3 protein-coding genes (1 of these 3 cut by a window edge) are annotated in these 20,489 nt (G+C 73.0%); all 3 read right to left on the reverse strand.

What is annotated here, in order from left to right:
* Tightly spaced (each overlapping or abutting the next), the 3 genes in view from ACWZEH_RS28125 to ACWZEH_RS28135 form a layout consistent with a single transcriptional unit that may run on beyond the window.
* Entirely contained in the window at positions 1 to 3,972 is a 3,972-nt protein-coding gene (locus tag ACWZEH_RS28125) for an amino acid adenylation domain-containing protein (RefSeq protein WP_456193869.1), read from the reverse strand.
* Positions 3,969 to 18,389 (reverse strand): amino acid adenylation domain-containing protein, encoded by a 14,421-nt coding sequence (locus ACWZEH_RS28130; RefSeq protein ID WP_456193870.1) that lies wholly within the window; start codon positions 18,387 to 18,389, stop codon positions 3,969 to 3,971. The genes ACWZEH_RS28125 and ACWZEH_RS28130 overlap by 4 nt, the downstream gene beginning before the upstream one ends.
* Positions 18,386 to 20,489 carry the 3' end of a non-ribosomal peptide synthase/polyketide synthase gene (locus ACWZEH_RS28135; protein WP_456193871.1) on the reverse strand. The gene runs 19,517 nt beyond the window's last position, so only the last 2,104 of its 21,621 coding nucleotides appear in the window; its start codon lies off the right edge, out of view; its stop codon occupies positions 18,386 to 18,388. The genes ACWZEH_RS28130 and ACWZEH_RS28135 overlap by 4 nt, the downstream gene beginning before the upstream one ends.

The raw sequence follows: 20,489 nt of genomic DNA on the forward strand, positions 1-20,489 counted from the left end.
TCACCGGAGCTCGCGCAACTGCGCGGCGAGCGCCCGGCCGATCTCGCCGATGGGCCCCGGCCGGGTCAGCTCGTTGTGCCCGCAGTCGACGACCTGGATGTCGACCCGCCCCTCCACGAAGGGCCGCCACGCCGCGGCCATCGCCTGCGGGGAGGCATGGTCCCGGCCTGCGACGGTCAGCATGACATCGCCACGGACGATGCCCAGTAGACCAGGGCCGTACGGGTGGATGATGCTCCTCGACATGTTGGTGCCAACACGGGCGAGCGCGCTGATATGGCGCTTTTCCAGGCCGGCGAGTGCGCTGTCCCCGGCCCGCAGGACCTCCATCACCTGCTCGTACACCAGCGGCTCGGCCGGGTCGCGGTCCCCTGCCCGGCCGCTGAGGTCCAACAGCGTGGCCAGCACGTCCTGTTCGTCGTACGCGAGATCCGCGTGCTCCTCGGAGGGAATGTCCGGGTCGGTGTCCAGCACGGCCAGCAGCCCGACCTGCTCGCCCGCGTCCTGGAGCCGAGTGGCGATCATGTGCGCGAGGATTCCACCGAGGGACCAGCCCACCAGGTGGTAGGGACCGGACGGCTGGACGCTGCGGATCCGGGCGAGGTAGTCGTCGGCCATCTCCTGGATGGAGGAGGGCAATTCCTCGTCGCGGGCGAGCCCTCGCGCCTGGAGCGCGTAGATCGGGTGGTCGGCCGGGATGTGCCGCAGCAGGCCCGAGTAGCCCCAGCCGATACCGGCCCCGGGGTGCAGGCAGAACACGCCCGGCTTCGAGCCGCCGGGCCGCAGGGGCAGCAGCACGTCGAACGGGTCGTGGTCGGAACCGGCGGTGAGCTCGGCGGCCAGTGCGGCCACGGTCGGGTTCTCCAGCAGGCTGCGCACCGAGAGCCGCACGCCGAACGCGGCCCGCGCCCGGCTGATCACCCGGGTCGCCAGCAGTGAATGCCCGCCGAGATCGAAGAAGTTGTCGTCGACGCCGACCCTGGGCAGCGAGAGCACCTCGGCGAACAGACCGCAGAGCACCTCCTCCTCGGGGGTGCGGGGCGCCCCGCTGCCCAGCGCCACGGTGAACTCGGGGTCGGGCAGCGCCCTGCGGTCCAGCTTTCCGTTCGGCATCAGCGGGACCTCGTCCAGCCGCACGAACGCGGCGGGCAGCATGTACTCGGGGAGCGTGCCGGCCAGACCGGCCCGCAGCGCGTCCGGCTCCAGGCAGCCCGCAGGGCCGGCCGGGTCCGCCGGAACGACGTAGGCCACGATCATCCGGTCGCCCCCGGCGTTCTCCCGCACCACGGGCACCGCGCGGCCGACACCGGGCAGCGCGGCGAGCGCCGACTCGATCTCGCCCAGTTCGACGCGGAAGCCGCGGATCTTCACCTGGTCGTCGGCCCGGCCGAGGTACTCCAGGGGGCCGTCGTCGGTCCAGCGCACCAGGTCCCCGGTGCGGTACATCCGCTCGCCGGGTCCGCCGTACGGGCAGGCGGTGAACCGTTCGGCCGTCAGTGCCGCACGCCCCAGGTAGCCGCGGGCCAGACCGTCCCCGGCCACGTACAGCTCCCCCGGTACGCCGACGGGAACCGGGCGCAGCGTGTCCCCCAGCACGTAGACCCTGGTGCCGCGGACCGGCCGGCCGATGGGCGGAGTGCCGCCCCCCGCGGTCAGGGGCTCGCTGAGGGTGGCCGCGACGGTGGCCTCGGTCGGCCCGTAGGCATTGACCATGCGGCGGCCCGGCGCCCAGCGGTCCACGAGTTCGGCGCCGGTGGCGTCGCCGCCGACGACCAGGGAGCGGAAGTCGGCCAGCCCTTCCACGGGCACGGTGGCGAGTGCCGCCGGCGGCACCAGGGCATGGGTCACCCGCTGCTCGCGCAGCACCTCGGCGAGGGCCTCGTCACCGAGCGGGCCGGGCGGGGGCACGACGAGCGCGGCTCCGGCCGGCAGCGCGGAGCACAGTTCCAGCACCGAGGCGTCGAAGCTCGGCGAGGCGAACTGGAGCACCCGGGCCGTGCCGTCCACGGCGAACCCTTCGGCCACCGCGGCGGAGAAGGCCGCCAGCCCGGTGTGCTGCACCAGCACACCCTTGGGCCTGCCGGTGGAACCGGAGGTGTGGATGACGTACGCGGGATGACCGGGCAGCAGCGCGGCGGTGCGGTCGGAGTCGGCCAGGTCGTGGGCCGGCAGCGCGGCGAGCTCCCCGGTGACGGCCGGGTCGTCCAGCCGCAGCACCGGGAGCCCGGCCGGCAGCGTGTCCTGCGGCAGGGTGACACCGGAGGCGGTGAGGGCGAGTACCGGCGCCGCGTCGTCGAGCATGAACGCGATGCGCTCGGCCGGGTAGGACGGGTCCACCGGCAGGTAGGCGGCCCCGGACTTGAGCACCGCGAGCTGCGCCACCACGATGTCCACCGACCGGGGCAGCAGCAGGGCGACGATCTTCTCCGGCCCGGCCCCGCGCGCGGCCAGCAGCCGGGCGAGCCGGTTCGCCCGCTCGTTCAGCTCGGCGTAACGGAGCAGGACCCCCGGCGCGACGACGGCGTCGGCGTCCGGGGTACTGCGGACCTGCTCCTCGAACAGTTCGGGGAAGGTCCGGGCCCGCGGCCCGTCGCCGCCGCGGCTCCATTCGTCGACGAGCCGCCGGTGCTCCTGCGGGGAGACGATGTCCAGCCGGCCGACGGCCTGCTCCGGGTCCTCGACCACGGCCCGCAGCAGCGCCTCCAGACGGCCGCCCATCAGCCGCACGGTCTCGTCGGAGAACAGGTCGGGCCGGTAGCTCAGCCGCAGGTGAAGCCGGGGACCGGGGACGGCCGCGAGGCTCATCGGGTAGTGGTTGGCGTCCTCCCCCACCAGCCCGGTGACCCGCAGCTCGTCCGGGTCGCCCGGGTCCTCGGCCGCCAGCGCGGACGGGTCGACGGGGTAGTTCTCCGTCACGGTGAGCGTGTCGAACAGCTCGCCGACACCCTCCTTCCAGCCGCCGAGGGACTGCACTTCGGTGAGGCTCAGCTGCTGGTGGCTCATGAGGCCGGACTGCTGCTTCTGCAGCCGGGCCAGGAGCCCGGCCAGCGATTCGGCGGGGTCGAGGGTGACCCGGACCGGCAGGGTGTTGATGAACAGCCCGATCATGTGCTCCACACCGGGCAGCTCCGGCGGCCGCCCGGAGACCGTACCGCCGAAGACGACGTCGTCCCGGTCGGTGAGGCGGCCCAGCAGCAGCCCCCACACGCCCTGCAGGACGGTGTTCAGCGTCAGACCGCTCCCGCGGGTCCGCGCCACTAGCGCCGAGGTGAACTCCTCGGACAGGTCCAGCGTGTGATGGCGCGGCCGGACCGGCCGGCGGGACGGGTCCGCGGGAGCCAGCAGGGTGGGCTCGCAGACGTCCCCGAGCACCTCGCGCCAGGCCTGCTCGCTCTGTGCCCGGTCCTGCTTGGCCACCCACGCCAGATAGTCGCGGTAGGGCGTGACGTGCGGCATCCCGGACGGGTCGCCGTGCTGCCTGTACAGGGTGAACAGCTCGCTGACCAGCAGCGGTGTGGACCAGCCGTCCAGCAGGATGTGGTGGTTGCTCACCACGAGCCGGTGCTCGCGCTCGCCGAGGCGCACCAGGGTGAAGCGCACCAGCGGCGGCCGGTTCAGGTCGAAGCGGCGCGCGCGGTCCTCGGCCAGGGCCCGCTCCAGCGCGGCGGGCCGCTCGTCCTTGGGCAGCCCGCCGAGGTCGACCTCCCGGTAGGGCGGCCGGACCCGGCTGCGGATCACCTGCACCGGGCGCTCCAGGCCCTCGTGCCGGAAACCGGCGCGCAGGCTGGTGTGCCGGGCGACGAGCGCGGCGACGGCGGCCGTCATCCGCTCGGTGTCCACGATGCCGGTCAGCTCCAGCACCAGCTGCACCGTGTAGACGTCCATCCCCTGCTCGTCGAGCAGCGCGTGGAACAGCAGCCCCTCCTGCAGCGGTGACAGAGGGAGTACGTCCTCGATCGCCGGCTTGGTCATCGGTTCCTCCAGTTGGTGCCGGCATCGGCGTCGTCGTGTCCGTTGTCGTGCTGGTCGTGCCGCGTCGTTCGGTCCTGGTGACCGTCAAACGCGTCAGAACCCTCGAAGTCGTCGTCGAACTCGTCCTCGAAGTCGTCGTCGAGGTCGTCACCGAGGCCGTCGATGTCGTGCTGGCTCAGTGACACCAGCGGCAGGTCGGAAGGCGTCCAGCCGCCGGCCTCGGGAGCGGCCGCGTGTTCGGCGAGCATGCGGAGCATGCGGAACCACCCTTCGGCCAGCCCTGCCACGTCCTCCTCGCCGAGGAGTTCCCCGGCCCAGGTCCAGGTGGCCACGAGCCGCGGACCCTCGGGGCCGTCCTGGGTGAAGGCGTTGACCTCCAGCGGGTGCGCGAGCGGCATGGCGTCGTCGGAGCCGCCGCCGAGCCCGCCCGACTCGGGCGCCGGGCCCCAGTCCGCGGCCTCGGCAGCTTCGCCGCCCCCGCCGAGCCGGCCCAGGTAGTTGAACCCGATCTGCGGCGGGGCGAGTTCGGCGAGGACGGCCCGGGTGTTCGGGTTGAGGTAGCGCAGCAGCCCGTAGCCGAGCCCGTTGTCGGGCACCGCCCGCAACTGCTCCTTGACCTGCTTGAGCACCCTGCCCGCGCCCGAGCCGGTGGCGGTGAGCTGCTCCCAGTCCTGGTGGCCGGTCTCCAGCCGCACCGGGTGGATCCCGGTGAACCAGCCGACCGTGCGCGACAGGTCGCAGGGGGTGTCGCCGCCCGGTTCGGTCCGGCCGTGGCCCTCGAGGTCCACCAGGACGCCCCGCGTGCTGCGGCCCCGGCTCTCCTGCCACTCGGCCACGGCCAGCGCGAATCCGGTCAGCAGCACGTCGTTCACCCCGGCGTGGAACGCGGAGACGACGGAGGTCAGCAGCGGTTCGGTGTACTCGCGGGCGAGGGACAGGGTGAGGGTGCGCGCGGTCGCCCGGATGTCACGCGCCGGGTCGAGCGGACGCTCGCCGAGCAGTGGTTCGGCGGCGGCCAGCATCGTCGTCCAGCGGCTCAGGTCACCGACGCGTGCGGGCTTGTGGGCCTCCTCGTTCAGCAGGCGGGCCCAGGTACGGAAGGACGTGGGCACCGGTTCGAGCACCGGCTTCCCGCCACCGGCCAGGGCTTGGTACGCCGCGGCCAGATCGGGGGTGACGACCCGCCAGGAGACGCCGTCGACCACGAGGTGGTGGGCGACCAGCAGCAGCCGCCCCGGGTGGTCCGGGCCGGCGTCGAACCAGACCGCCTGGACCATGACGCCGTCCTCGGGCGAGAGCCGGTCCCACGCCGCGGTGGCGTGCTCCTCCAGCGCTTCGGCGAGCACCTCGGCCCGTACCGGGCCCGACGGCAGCGCCACCCGGTGCAGCAGGTCGCCCGCGTCGACCGTGCCGCGGTCCGGGACCTCCAGCGACCAGCCTTCGGCGCCGCGCGTCAGCCGCGCCCGCAGCATGTCGTGGTGGTCCAGCAGCGTCTGCAGCGCAGCCGTCAGATGCCCGGCCGACGCCCCCGCGGGGACCTGGAGCAGCATCGACTGGTTGAAGCGGTCGACGGGGCCGCCGCGTTCCTCCAGCCAGCGGACGATCGGCGTCGCCCCCACGGTCCCGATGCCGGCGTCCGGGCCCTCGTCGGCCGTGCGGTCGACGACGGCGGCGACGGTGGCCAGCGCCTCGACCGTCTTGTGCTCGAAGATGTCGCGCGGGGTCAGGAGCAGTCCGGCCCTGCGGGCGCGGGCGACGAGCTGGATGGAGACGATGGAGTCGCCGCCCAGGTCGAAGAAGCCGTCGTCCACGCCGACGGAGGGCAGTCCGAGGACTTCCGCGAACAGGCCGCAGAGCAGTTCCTCCCGCTCGGTCCGCGCCGCGCGGCCTCCCGCCGCCGCGGCGAAGTCGGGGGCGGGCAGCGCCTTGCGGTCGAGCTTGCCGTTGGAGGTCAGCGGCAGGGCGTCGAGCGCGACGAACGCCGACGGCACCATGTACTCGGGGAGTTGCGTACGCAGGTGCTTGCGCAGTTCCTCTGGTTCCACGGTCCGCTCCTGCGCCTGGGGGACGACGTACCCGACGAGTTTGCGGTCGCCCGGCCGGTCCTCCCGTACGACGACGGCGACCTGGCCGAGCTGCGGGTGCGAGGCGAGGCAGGCATCGATCTCGCCGAGTTCGATGCGGAAGCCGCGGATCTTGACCTGGTGGTCGGCGCGGCCGAGGTACTCCAGCTCACCGTCCTTGGTGCGGCGTGCCAGGTCGCCGGTGCGGTACATGCGGGTGCCGGGCGGGCCGTAGGGGTCGGCGACGAAGCGCTCGGCGGTCAGGGCGTGCCGGCCGAGGTAGCCGTCGGCCAGACCCGCGCCCGCCACGTACATCTCACCGACGACACCGGCGGGGACCGGTGCGAGGCGCGCGTCGAGGACGTGCACCCGCAGATCCGGGATCGGCCCGCCGATGAGGCCGGCCGTCGCCGAAGCGGCGCCTTCGGCGTCCAGTGCGCGGTGGGTGACGTGGACGGTGGTTTCGGTGATGCCGTACATGTTGATCAGGCGGGGGGCGTTGTCGGGGTGGCGGTCGTACCAGTCCTCGAGGCGTCGGAGGTCGAGGGCCTCGCCGCCGAAGACGACGTAGCGCAGTGCGAGTCGTGCGCCGGGGTCGGGGTGTTCGGCGTCGGTGCGCATCAGCTGGTAGAAGGCGGAGGGTGTCTGGTTGAGGACGGTGACCTTCTGGTCGGCCAGCAGGGTCAGGAAGTCCTCCGGTGAGCGGGAGACCTCGAAGGGTACGACCACGAGGCGGCCGCCGTGCAGCAGCGGGCCCCAGATCTCCCATACGGAGAAGTCGAAGGCGTAGCTGTGGAAGAGGGTCCACACGTCGTCGGGTCCGAAGCCGAACCAGTGGTCGGTCGCCGAGAACAGCCGGACGACGTTGCCGTGGGGGACGATGACGCCCTTGGGGCGGCCGGTGGAGCCGGAGGTGTAGATGACGTAGGCGGCGGAGCCGGCGCGGAGCAGGCCGCCGCGTTCGGTGTCCGACAGGTCGCCGTCCGGCAGGGCGTTGAGGTGGGACAGTACGTGGGGGTCGTCCAGGACGAGGACGGTGGCGTCGCCGCAGTCGAGGCCGGCGAGGTCCACGCCGGTGGTGGTGACGACGAGGGCGGGGGAGGAGTCGGCGACCATGTGGGCGAGGCGGTCGGCGGGGTAGTCGGGGTCCATGGGGACGTAGGCGGCGCCGGACTTGATGACGGCGAGGAGAGCGGTGAGGAGTTCGACGGATCTGGGCAGGGCCAGTCCGACGAACCGGCCGGGTCCGGCGCCGTCCGTGACCAGGCGGCGTGCCAGCCGGTTCGCGGTGGTGTTCAGCTCGCGGTAGGAGACGGTCCGGTCGCCGCAGACCACGGCGACGGCGTCGGGTGTGCCGGCGGCGCGGTCCTCGAACAGTTCCGCCAGTGACGGTCCGTCGTTGCCGGCCCGGTCCACCACCGCACCCACACCGGCGAGAGCGGCATCCCACTCGGCCGCGTCCAGGACGTGCACGTCGTCGAGCGCACGGTCGGGCTCCTCGGTCCACGTGGACAGCAGCCGCACGAAGCGCTCGGCGAGGCTGTCGGCCGTGGACGTGTCGAAGAGGTCGACGGCGAACTCCAGAGCACCCGTGATCCCCGCGGCCGAACCGTCGGGGGTCCGCTGCTCGGTGAGGCTCAGCGCCAGGTCGTACTTGGCGACGCTGTGCTCGACCGGGTGACCGCCGAACGTCAGCCCGGGCAGGTCCAGGCCGTCCGCGGCGGCGGCCTGGTTGTGGAAGGTCAGGTTGACCTGGAACAACGGGTGCCGGGCCGCCGAGCGCTCCGGGTTCATCACCTCGACGAGCCGCTCGAACGGAACGTCCTGGTGGGCGTAGGCAGCGAGGTCGGTGTCCCGGACCCGTGCCAGCAGCTCCCGGAAGGTCGGGTTGCCGGAGGTGTCGGTGCGCAGCACCAGGGTGTTGACGAAGAAGCCCACGAGGTCGTCGAGCGCGCTGTCGGTCCGTCCGGCGACCGGCGTGCCGATCGGGACGTCCGAGCCGGCCCCCATCTTGGTGAGCAGGGCGGCGGTGGCCGCCTGGAGGACCATGAACACGCTGGTACCGGTACGGCGTGCCAGCGTCGCGATCCGGGCATGCAGCTCGGCATCGAGTTCCAGCGGGACCAGGCCGCCGCGGTGGGAGGAACGCTGGGGCCGCGGCCGGTCGGTCGGCAGCGTCAGCTCCTCGGGGAGATCCGCGAGAGCGGTACGCCAGTGCTCCAACTGCGCCGAGACCTTGCTGTCCGGGTCGTCCTCGCTGCCCAGCACCTCCCGCTGCCACAGCGTGTAGTCCGCGTACTGCACCCGCAGGGGCTCCCAGTCGGGGGTCCGTGCCAGACGGCGCGCCGCGTAGGCGGTGGACAGGTCCCTGGCCAGCGGCGCCAGCGAGGCGCCGTCGGCGGCGATGTGGTGCACCAGCAGGTGGAGCACATGCCGGTCGGGAGCGAGAGCGAAGAGGTCCGCCTTCAGCGGCACATCGGCCGTCAGGTCGAAGGCGTGGCCGGCCGCGGCACTCAGCGCGCCGGGCAGCTCGGCCTCGGTGACCTCGATGACCGGCAGTCCGAGACCGAGGGCGGAGGCCTCCAGCACCAGCTGGCGCGGGCGCCCGTCGGTGTCGGGGAAGACGGTCCGCAGGCTCTCGTGCCGGTCGACCACGTCACGCAGCGCGGCGGCGAGAGCCTCCCGGTCCAGGTCGCCGGTCAGACTCAACGCCAGCGGAATGTTGTACGCGGCGCTGGGCCCGTCGAAGTGACCGAGGAACCACAGCCTGCGCTGGGCGAAGGAGAGCGGAACCTCCGCGGGGCGTTCGACCGCGCGCACCGGGGGACGTACCCCGGACGCCGAGCCGAGCTGCCGGACGAGCGCGGCCACGGTCGGGTGCTCGAAGACGCTGCGCACCGGCAGCTCCACGCCGAGCTCGTCCCGGACGCGGCTCGCGAGACGGGTGGCCAGCAGGGAGTGCCCGCCGAGGTCGAAGAAGCCGTCGTCGATGCCGACGGTCTCCACTCCGAGCACCTCGGCGAACAGGTCGCAGAGCAGCGCTTCCTGAACGGTCCGGGGAGCCCGGCCCGCACCGGTGGCGGTGATGTCGGGTGCGGGGAGTGCGGTGCGGTCGAGTTTGCCGTTGACGGTCAGCGGGAGGGTGTCGAGGGTGATGATGGCGGCGGGGACCATGTGGTCGGGCAGGTCGGCGCGGAGGGTGTCGCGGAGCGTTGCGGAGTCGATGGGGTCGGTGGGGGTGTTGGTGTGGGTGGTGATGTAGGCGACGAGGCGGCGGTCGCCGGGGCGGTCCTCGCGGACGGTGACGGCGGCCTGGCGGATGGCGTTCTGGTTGCGGAGGGCGGCTTCGATCTCTGCGAGCTCGATGCGGTGGCCGCGGAGTTTGATCTGGTGGTCGGTGCGGCCGTGGTAGGTGAGGTCGCCGGTCGGGGTCCAGCGGACGAGGTCGCCGGTGCGGTACATGCGCTCGCCGGGTGTGCCGTAGGGGCAGGCCACGAAGCGTTCGGCGGTGAGGTCGGGGCGGCCCAGGTAACCGCGGGCGAGGCCGGGTCCGGCCACGTACAACTCACCCACCACACCGGGAGCCACCGGACGCAAACCCTTGTCGAGGACGTAGACGCGGGTGTTGGCGATTGGTCCGCCGATCGGCACGGCACCCGACTGCGTACCCGGCAGGGGGGTGCTCATGGTGGCGCAGACGGTGGTTTCGGTGGGGCCGTAGGCGTTGATCATGCGGCGGTCGGGTGCCCAGGCTTCGACGACCTGGGTGGGTACGGCTTCGCCGGCGGTGACGAGGGTGGTGAGGGTGGGCAGGTCGGTGGGTTCCATCGCGGCGAGGGCGACGGGGGGGATGGTGGCGTGGGTGACGTGCAGGTCGCGGGTGGTGTGGGCGAGGTCGGGGCCGGGGCGCAGGTGGTTGGTGGTGGCGGTGATCAGGGTGGCGCCGTTCAGCCAGGTGGAGAAGACCTCGGAGATGGAGGCGTCGAAGCTGGGTGAGGCGAACTGCAGCACGCGGCTGTGGGGGGTGATGGCGAAGCGTTCGATCTGGGCGGTGGCGAGGTTGCCGATGCCGGTGTGGGAGACGACGACGCCCTTGGGGCGTCCGGTCGAACCCGAGGTGTAGATCACGTATGCCGGGTGGGCCGCACGCAGCGGCGACAACCGGTCCGCGTCCGTGACGTCGGTGGTGGCGTCGTCGTGCGGTGCGTGGCCGTCGATCGGGAGATCACCGATGTGCAGGACAGTGCGCGTGCCGGGCGTCGTGTGCGGAAGCTGGGACAGGTCGCGGGTGAGCACCAGGACTGGGCCGGCGTCGTCGAGGGTGTAGGCGATGCGTTCGGCGGGGTGTGCCGGGTCGATGGGCAGGAAGGCGGCGCCGGTCTTGAGGACGGCCAGTTCCGCGACGAGGAGTTCGACGGAGCGGGGCAGGACGAGGGCGACCACGCGCTCGGGTCCGGCGCCGTGGCCGATGAGGTGGCGGGCGAGTCGGTTGGCGCGCTGGTTGAGCTCGCCGTAGGTGAGGGTCTCGCCGCCCGCGTCGGCCAGGGCGGTGTGGGCGGGGGTGCGGGCCACCTGGGCCTGGAACAGCTCGGGCAGGGTGCCGGTGAGGACCGGGGTGGTGGTGTCGTTCCAGGAGGTGAGGATGTCGGTGCGTTCTTCGGCGGACAGGATGTCCAGGGTGCTGACCCGGGCGTCGGGGTCGGCCACGACCGCCCGGAGCACCCGCTCCAGCCGGCCGATGAAAGCCTCCACCGTGGCCCGGTCGAACAGGTCCAGGGCGAAGTCGACGAACCCGTCCAGCCCGGCCGGGGAACCGTCCTCGACCGACCGCTCACCGAAGGTCAGGGAGAGGTCGAACTTGGCCGCTCCCGTGTCGGCGTCCTCGTTGCGCACGGTCAGACCGGGCAGTTCGAGGTCGCTGCCTCCCGCGTTCTGCAGGGTGAGCATGACCTGGAAGAGCGGGTGACGGGAGAGCGAGCGCTCCGAACTCACCAGGTCGACGAGCCGCTCGAAGGGGATGTCCTGGTGGGCGTAGGCCTCCAGGTCGGTCTCCCGTACGCGGCCCAGCAGTTCACGGAAGGTCGGGTCGCCCGACGCGTCGGTGCGCAGCACCAGCGTGTTGACGAAGAAGCCGACGAGGTCGTCCAGCGCGCTGTCGGTGCGACCGGCGACGGGGGTGCCCAGGGGCACGTCCGTGCCCGCGCCGAGCTTGCCCAGCCAGACCGCGACCGCGGCCTGCAGGACCATGAACAGGCTCGCGCCGGACTCCCGCGCCAGTCCCGCCAGTCCCGCGTGCACCTCGGCGTCCAGCACGAACGGCACCACGTCACCGCGGTAGGAGGCGTGAGCCGGACGCGGCCGGTCCACCGGGAGGGACAACTCCTGCGGCAGCCCCGCCAGCGCCTGGCGCCAGAACTCCAGCTGGCCCGAGACCACGCTCGTCGGGTCGCTCTCCGAGCCGAGGACCTCCCGCTGCCACAACGCGTAGTCCGCGTACTGCACCGGAAGCTCGCTCCAGGCCGGTACCTCACCGCGGCACCGCGCCGCGTAGGCCCCCGACAGATCACGCGCCAGCGGACCCATGGACCATCCGTCGGCGGCGATGTGGTGCAGCACGAGCAGCAGCACATGCTCCTGCTCACCGACCCGGAACAGCGTCACCCGCAGCGGCAGATCGGTCGAGATGTCGAAGCCGCGCGCCGCGGTCGCGTCGAGCGCCGCCCGCAGCTCCTTCTCGCTGACCTCGACGATGTCCAGCCGGGGCGCCGCCCCGTCCAGGACGAGCTGCACCGGGCTGCCGCCGAACTCCCGGAAGACGGTGCGCAGCGCCTCGTGGCGGCCGACCACGTCCCGCAGGGCCGCGCCCAGCGCGGCAGGGTCGAGCACACCGGTGAGCCGCACCACGACCGGCAGGTTGTACGTGGCGCCCTCCGCGCCGTCCAGCCGGCTGAGGAACCACAGCCGCTGCTGCGCGTACGAGACGGGCAGTTGCTCGGGGCGCGGTCCGCGGGACAGGGCCCTGCGGGCCGGTCGGGCGTTGCCGAGCAGGAGGGCGAGCCCCGCCGGGGTGGGCGTCTCGAACAGGGCCCGGATGGGCAGTTCGACATCGGCCTCGGTACGGATCCGGCTGATCAGACGGGTGCCCAGCAGGGAGTGGCCGCCCAGCTCGAAGAAGCTGTCGTCGGCCCCTGCCGGGGCGTCGAGTCCGAGGATCTCCCCGAACAGCCGGCACAGCAGGGCCTCCTGCGCGGTTGCCGGAGCGCGGCCGGGCTCCCCGCTCTGTACCTCGGGCGCGGGCAGGGCCTTGCGGTCCAGCTTGCCGTTGGGGGTGAGCGGCAGGGCGTCGAGGGTGACGAAGGCCGACGGCACCATGTACTCGGGCAGCGCGGCCGCCAGATGCCTGCGCAGTGCGCCGCTGTCCGCCTCCGGGGCAGTGTGCGTGTCCGGTGCGGGGGTGACGCCGGGGACGGTGTAGGCGACGAGCCGCTTGTCGCCGGGCCGGTCCTCACGGACCAGGACGGCTGCCTGGGCGACCGCCGGGTGGGACACGAGCACCGCCTCGATCTCGCCGAGTTCGATCCGGAAGCCGCGCAGCTTCACCTGGTCGTCGGCGCGGCCCAGGTACTCCAGAGCCCCGTCGGAGCCCCAGCGGACCAGGTCTCCCGTGCGGTACATGCGGCTGCCCGGACCGCCGTACGGGCAGGCCGTGAAGCGTTCCGCGGTCAGCGCGGGGCGCCCGAGGTAGCCGCGGGCCAGTTGCTCGCCCGCGAGATAGAGCTCTCCCGCCACACCCGGGGCGACCGGCCGCAACGCCGCGTCCAGCACATACACCCGGGTGTTCCACACCGGGTGGCCGATCGGGACGGAGCGTGCCCCCTCGGAGGGCTCACAGGTCCAGTGGGTGACGTCGACGGACGCCTCGGTCGGGCCGTAGAGGTTGTGCAGCTCGGCGTCGAACAGCTCGAAGAAACGGGAGCGCTGGTCGCCGGTGAGGGCCTCGCCGCTGCAGATCACCCGGCGAAGGGACTCCCCGCAGCCGGCCGCGGCCGGCTCGGCGAGGAAGGCCTGGAGCATGGACGGCACGAAGTGCAGCGTGGTGACACGTTCGGCGCGGATCAGTCCGGCCAGGTAGACCGGGTCCCGGTGGCCCTCGGGACGGGCCAGAACCAGGGTGGCGCCGGTGATCAGCGGCCAGAAGAACTCCCACACCGACACGTCGAAGCCGGACGGCGTCTTCTGGAGCACCCGGTCGTCGGCGCGCAACCCGTAGCGGTCCTGCATCCACAGCAGCCGGTTGACGATGCCGCGGTGCGGCACGGGCACCCCCTTGGGGCGGCCGGTGGAACCGGAGGTGTAAATGACGTATGCCGGGTTGTCGGGCCGGGCGGTGTCCGGCAGCGGTGCGGCGTCGAGCGCCTCGAGCCCGGCGACCAGCGCCGGGTCGTCCAGTGCCAGCCGGGGGATGCGGAGGTCCGGGCCCTTGGGGAGTCCGGCCGCCGCGACCGTGAGCAGCAGGGCGGGCCTCGCCTCGGTGAGCAGATGCCTGATGCGGTCGGCCGGGTAGTCCGGGTCGACGGGCATGTAGGCGGCGCCGGCCTTGAGGACGGCGAGCAGCGCGACGACGAGCTCGGGGGAGCGCGGCACCGCCACGGCCACCGTCCCCTCCGGCCCGACCCCCTCGGCGACGAGGAGGCGGGCGAGGCGGTTGGCGCGGGCATCGAGTTCGGCGTAGGTGAGGGTGGTGTCCTCGAAGACGAGGGCCGACGCGTCCGGGGTGCGGGCCGCCTGCTCGGCCAGGAGACCGTTCAGGGTGATGGCGGGCACCTCGTGACCGGTGTCGTTGCGGCGTACGAGGAGTTCGTGCCGCTCGACGGGGCCGAGGACGTCGATCCGGCCGATGGTGCGGTCCGCGTCCGCGGCCACGGCCTCCAGCAGCCGGACGAAGCGGGTGGTGAGCTTCTCGACAGTGGTCCGGTCGAAGAGGTCGGTGCTGTACTCGACGATGCCGTCGAGTCCGTCGTGGCCGCCGTCGGCGCCGCGCTTCTCGCCCAGTTCCAGCGCGAGGTCGAAACGGGCCGAGTGGGTCTGCACCGCGCGGGGTTCGACGCTCAGGCCGGGGAGCTCCAGGGTGGCCCGTTCGGTGTTCTGCAGCGTGAGCATCACCTGGAACAGCGGGTGCCGGGCGAGGGAACGCCCCGGGTTGAGGACCTCCACGAGCCGGTCGAAGGAGACGTCCTGGTGGGCGTAGGCGGTGAGGTCCGTCTCGCGGACCCGGCTCAGCAGCTCCCGGAAGGTCGGGTCGCCGGAGGTGTCGGTGCGCAGCACCAGGTTGTTGACGAAGCAGCCGACGAGGTCGTCGAGGGCTTCGTCCGTGCGGCCCGCGACGGCGGTGCCGATGGGTATGTCCTCGCCGCAGCCGAGCCGGTCGAGCAGGGCCGCGAGGCCCGCCTGGAGGACCATGAAGAGACTGCAGCGGCTGTCGCGGGACAGCTGGACGAGTCCCCGGTGCAGCTTGGGCGTGAGCGAGAAGGTGACGACGTCGCCCCGCAGGCTCGCCTGCGCCGGGCGCGGCCGGTCGACGGGCAGCGCCAGTTCCTCCGGCAGGCCGGCGAGGACCTGCTTCCAGTGCGCGATCTGCCGTGCTCCGACGCTGTCCTGGTCGTCCTCGTCGCCGAAGAGCTCGTGCTGCCAGAGGCTGTAGTCGGCGTACTGCACCGGCAGCGGCTCCCACGCGGGGGTTTCGCCGGCCCTGCGGGCGGCGTAGGCGGCCGACAGGTCGCGGGCGAGGGGCGCGAGCGACCAGCCGTCGCCCGCGATGTGGTGCAGCAGGAGCAGCAGGACGTGCCGCCGCTCGTCGAGGGCGAAGAGGGTGGCCCGCAGCGGGGTCTCGGCCGCCAGGTCGAACGGAAGGGACGCGGCGTCGGCGAGCCGGCTGTCGAGGTCGTCGTCGGTGGCGGCGACGGGAAGGAGCGGGGCGGCCGGGGACGGGGACAGGACGACCTGGTGGGGACGGCCGTCGGTCTCGGCGAAGACGGTACGCAGGCTCTCGTGCCGGGTGACGACGTCGGCCAGCGCCTCACTCAGGGCGTGCCGGTCCAGGTCGCCGTCGAGCTGCAGCACGAGCGGGATGTTGTAGCCGGCACTGGTGTCGTCGAAGCGGCCGAGGAACCACAGGCGCCGCTGGGCGAAGGAGAGCGGGACCTCGGCCGGCCGCGGCCGGGACTCCAGGGCCGGCCGGCCGTCCGCGGACCGCTGGAGGAGGGCGGCGAGCCCGGCCGGGGTGGCCGACTCGAAGAGGCTGCGCAGCGGCAGCTCGGCGTCGAACGCGGACCGCACGCGGCTGACCAGGCGGGTGGCCTGGAGGGAGTGGCCGCCCAGGTCGAAGAAGCTGTCGTCCACCCCGACGGACGGGCGGCCGAGGATCTCGGCGAACAAGCCGCAGAGGATCTCCTCCTGCGGGGTACGCGGGGCACGGCCCACACCGCCGGCCGCCTCCTCGGGCGCGGGCAGCGCCTTGCGGTCCAGCTTGCCGTTGGCGGTGAGCGGGAGTTCGCGGAGCACGACGAAGGACGACGGCACCATGTACTCGGGGAGCGTGGCGGCCAGTTGCTCGCGCAGCGCTCGGGGTTCGACCGGCGGGCCCTGGACGTCGCGGGGGACGGTGTAGGCGACGAGCCGCTTGTCGCCGGGCCGGTCCTCACGGACCAGCACGACGGACCGGCCGACACCCGCGCAGGCCGTGAGCGCGGTCTCGATCTCGCCGAGTTCGATCCGGAAGCCGCGCAGCTTGACCTGGTCGTCGGCGCGCCCCAGATACTCCAGCGTCCCGTCCTCGGAGGACCGCACCAGGTCACCGGTGCGGTACATGCGCTCACCCGGACCGCCGTACGGGCAGGCCGTGAAGCGTTCCGCGGTCAGCGCCGCCCGCCCCAGGTAGCCGCGGGCCAGCTGCTCGCCGGCGAGATAGAGCTCTCCCGCCACACCCGGGGCGACCGGACGCAGCGCCGCGTCCAGCACGAAGACGCTCGTACCGTCGACGGCCCGGCCGATGGCCGGGACACCCGTGCCCGCGACCAGCGGTTCACTGAGCGTCGCCGCCACCGTGGATTCGGTCGGGCCGTAGGCGTTGACCATGCGGCGGTCGGGTGCCCAGCGGTCGACCAGGGCGGCGTCGGTGGCGTCGCCGCCCACGATCAGCGTCTGGAAGTCGGGAAGGTCTATGGCGGGGACGGTGGCCAGTGCCGCCGGCGGGATCAGCGCGTGTGTGATGGCGCGGTCCGCGAGTACCCGGCCCAGTGCCTCGTCGGCGAGCGGGCCGGGCGGGGGGACCACCAGGGCCGCGCCCCACGGCAGGCTCATGCAGAGTTCGAGCACCGAGGCGTCGAAGCTCGGCGACGAGAACTGCAGCACCCGGCTGCGCGGACCGACCGCGCACCGCTCAAAAAGCACCGTCGCGAAGGTGGCCAGGCCCTGGTGGGAGACCACCACGCCCTTCGGACGGCCGGTGGAACCGGAGGTGTAGATCACGTACGCCGGGTGACCCACGGTCAGCTGGGCCGGCCGGTCGGTGTCCACCGGGTTTGTGACCGGCTCGGCGTCCAGGTCCAGCTGGTCCAGGACCACCCGGCCGGCAGCCGTGGACTCGGGCACACGGTCCGCCTCGTGGCCGGTCGTCACGACCAGCACCGGTGCCGCGTCGTCGATCATGTAGGCGATCCGGTCGGCCGGGTAGTCCGGGTCCACCGGCACGTACGCGCCGCCCGCCTTCATCACCGCGAGCCGGGCCACGACGATGTCCACCGAGCGCGGCAGCAGCAGGGCGACGATCCGCTCCGGACCCACGCCCCGCCCGATGAGGTGGTGGGCGAGCCGGTTGGCCCGTTCGTTCAGCTCCGCGTACGACAGCGAACCGTCGTCGGACACGACCGCCGGGGCGTCCGGGGTACGGGCCACCTGCGCCTCGAACAACGCCGGGAACGTCGCGGCGGGCGCCTCGGGCCGGGCACCCCGCCACGCCCGCAGCAGCCGCTCCCGTTCCGCACCGGTGAGGACGTCGAGGCGGCCCAGGAGCTGCTCGGGGGCGGCGGTGAAACTTTCCAGGATGTGCTGGAGCCGCAGGCCGATGAGCTCCACCTGCCCGGCGGTGAAGAGATCCGGGCGGTAGCCCATGCGCAACCGCATCCGCTCGCCGGGGAGGATCGCCAGGCTGAACGGGTAGTGGTTGTCGTCGGTGGTGTGCACGCCGGTGACGCGCAGGCCGTCGGCGGGCTCGGAGAAGCTGTCGGTGTCGACCGGGTAGCTCTCGAACGCGGTGATGGTGTCGAAGAGTTCGCCACCGCCGAGGAGGGACTGGATGTCGGAGAGGCCGTAGTGCTGGTGGTCCATCAGCTCCGACTGCTCGTCCTGGAGACGGCGCAGCAGGTCGGCGACGGACTGTCCGGCGTCCAGGCGGACGCGGACCGGCAGGGTGTTGATGAAGAGGCCGACCATGTTCTCCATGCCGGCCATCTCCGGCGGGCGGCCGGAGACGGTGCTGCCGAACACCACGTCGTCCCGGCCGGTGAGACGGCCCAGCAGGACGCCCCAGGAGGCCTGCGCCACGGTGTTGGCGGTGAGGTCGTGACGGCGGGCCAGGGCCGTGACGGCCGCGGTCAGTTCCTCGGAGAGCTCGTGGTGGTGGTAGTGCGGGGGCTCGGTGGCGGCGGCCTGGGCGGCCGGGGCCAGCAGGGTGGGCTCCTCGACCCCGGCAAGGGCCCGGCCCCACGCCTTCGCCGCCTCATCGCGGTTCTGGGCGGCGGCCCAGGCGAGGTAGTCGCGGTACGGAGTGACCCGCGGCAGCCCGGTGTCGTCACCGCCCTGCGCGTACAGGACGAACAGCTCCCGCAGCATGATCGCCATCGACCAGCCGTCGAGCAGGATGTGGTGGTTCGCCAGCACGAAACGGAACCGCCGGCCCGAGAGCCGTACGAGGCTGAAGCGCACCAGCGGCGGCGCGGTCAGGTCGAAGTGCTGGGCCCGGTCGGCGACCATGAGCGCCTCGAGGCGGTGCGGCTCGTCCTCGGCCGCCACGTCCGTCAGATCGATCTCCTGCCAGGGGAGCTCCACCTCGCGGGGGATGATCTGCACGGGCTTGTCGAACCCCTCGTGCAGGAATCCGGCGCGCAGGTTCGCGTGCCGCCGGAGCAGGGCGGCGGCGGCCGCCTTCAGGGCCGCCACATCCAGGGCGCCCTCGAAATCGAAGGCGATCTGACCGCCGTACACGTCGAGCTCCTGCTCGTCGAGCAGGGCGTGGTACAGCATGCCCTCCTGCATCGGTGACAGGGGGAGGACGTCCTCAAGTCCCGCACCATTCATGACGACTTCCTCCACGTGCTTTCCAGAAGATCGAGTTGTGCCTGCGACAGGTTCACCAGTGGCATGTCCGACGGCGAGTGGCCGCCCGACTCCGGAGCGGCGGCGTGCCGGGTCAGCGCGTCGAGGGCGTCGAACCAGTTGTCCGCCAGATCCCGCATGTCCCGCTCGGGGAACAGCCCGTCGGGCCAGGTCCAGGTGACGTTGAGTTCGGGACCTTCGGGAAGGTCCCTGACGAGGGCGTTGATTTCGATGGCGTGTGCCAGTCGGGTGTCCGGATCGCCGGCGGCGGCTCCGGTCAGGGCGGCCGATTCCGGTGCCACGGCCCAGTCCCGGCCCTCGGCGCCCGGAGCACCGACGCGCCCGAGATAGTTGAAACCGATCTGGGGGTCCGGGTACTCGGCCAGCAGGGGGGCCGTGGCCGGGTTGAGGTGGCGCAGCATGCCGTGACCGATGCCGCGGTCCGGCACGGCTCGCAGCTGCTCCTTGACCCGCTTCACGGCGCGTCCCAGCGCCGCGCCGCCGGTCCTCACCTCGTCCCGGTCGAGCTGTCCGGGGTCGAGTCGCACCGGGTACACGGTGGTGAACCAGCCGACCGTACGGGACAGGTCGGCGCCCTCGACCACGTCCTGGCGGCCGTGGCCCTCGAGGTCGACGAGGACGGCTCCGTCCTCACCGAGACCCCGGCGGCGGCGCCACTGGGCCACGGCCAGAGCGAGTCCGGTGAGCAGTACGTCGTCGACCCCTCCGTGGAACGCGGCCGGGACGTCGGTGAGCAGCGGCTCGGTGCGGTCGGCGGGCAGGGTCAGGACGAGCGAGCGCGCTCCGGCCGCGGTGTCGGACTCCGCGAGCGGACGTGCGCCGAGAGGCGCCTCCTCCCCGGACAGCATCTCCAGCCACAGCTCCACCTCGTCCTCCCGCTCGGCGGCTGCCTCGGTGAGGCGCTGCGCCCAGCGGCGGAAGGAGGTTCCGGTCGGTGCCGGGCGCGGCTGCTCGCCGTCGGCGGCGGCCTGCCAGGCAGCGGCGAGGTCCGGGAGCAGGATGCGCCAGGACACGCCGTCGACGACCAGGTGGTGGGCGGTGATCAGCAGTCTGCCCGGGGCCGACGGTCCGGCGTCGAACCAGACCACCCGGAGCATCCGTCCGGCGGCCGTGTCGAGAGCGCGCCACGCGGCCTCCGCCTCGGCGGCGATCAGTGCCTCCAGGTCCGCATCGGTGAAGCCGCCCGTGGGGACACGGACGACGGCCTCGGTGGCCGGGACGCTGCCGCGGGCGGGTATCTCCAGCGACCAGGGCGCGTCGCCCTCGCCGCGGGTCACGGTCATGCGCAGCGTGTCGTGGTGGTCCAGCACGGCCTGGACGGCCGTGGTCAGGTGCTCCAGGCCCAGTCCGGCCGGCACCTGCACCAGCATCGACTGGACGAACCCCTCGGTGGCCCCGCCGTGCTCCTGGAGCCAGCGGATGACGGGGGTGGCCGGCAGGGTGCCGATACCGGCGTCCGGGTCCTCGGCGGGGGTGTCCTTCGCCTCGCGGACCACGGGCGCCAGGGCGGCGACGGTCCGGTGGGTGAAGACGTCCTTCGGGGAGAACACCAGGCCGGCGGCGCGGGCGCGGGCGACGAGCTGGATGGAGACGATGGAGTCCCCGCCGAGGTCGAAGAAGCTGCTGTCGACCCCGACTTCGGGCAGTCCGAGCACGTCGGCGAAGAGCGCGCACAGTGCCTGCTCGACCGGGTTGCCCGCCGCACGGCCCGTCGCCTGCGCCGAGAAGTCCGGTGCGGGCAGCGCCTTGCGGTCGAGCTTGCCGTTGGCCGTCAGCGGCAGCGCGTCCAGCAGGACGACGGCCGCGGGGACCATGTACTCGGGCAGGGTCCGCCCCACCTGTTCCCTGAGCACCGCGGGCTCCGGGGCGGCGCCGGCGGCCGGGACCGCGTAACCGACCAGGCGGCGGACACCGGGGGTGTCCTCACGGACCACGACGGCGGCCGCGGCCACGTCGGGACCGGCGGTCAGCGCGGACTCGATCTCGCCGAGCTCGATGCGGAAACCGCGGACCTTGACCTGGTCGTCGGTCCGGCCCTGGTACTCCAGCAGTCCGTCCGCC

The organism is Streptomyces yamdrokensis (genome assembly GCF_053890455.1).

Bases quoted from the DNA above. Each gene is read 5' to 3' on its own strand.
- ACWZEH_RS28130 (WP_456193870.1), bottom strand. From the start codon at position 18,389: ATGAATGGTGCGGGACTTGAGGACGTCCTCCCCCTGTCACCGATGCAG.
- ACWZEH_RS28125 (WP_456193869.1), bottom strand. From the start codon at position 3,972: ATGACCAAGCCGGCGATCGAGGACGTACTCCCTCTGTCACCGCTGCAG.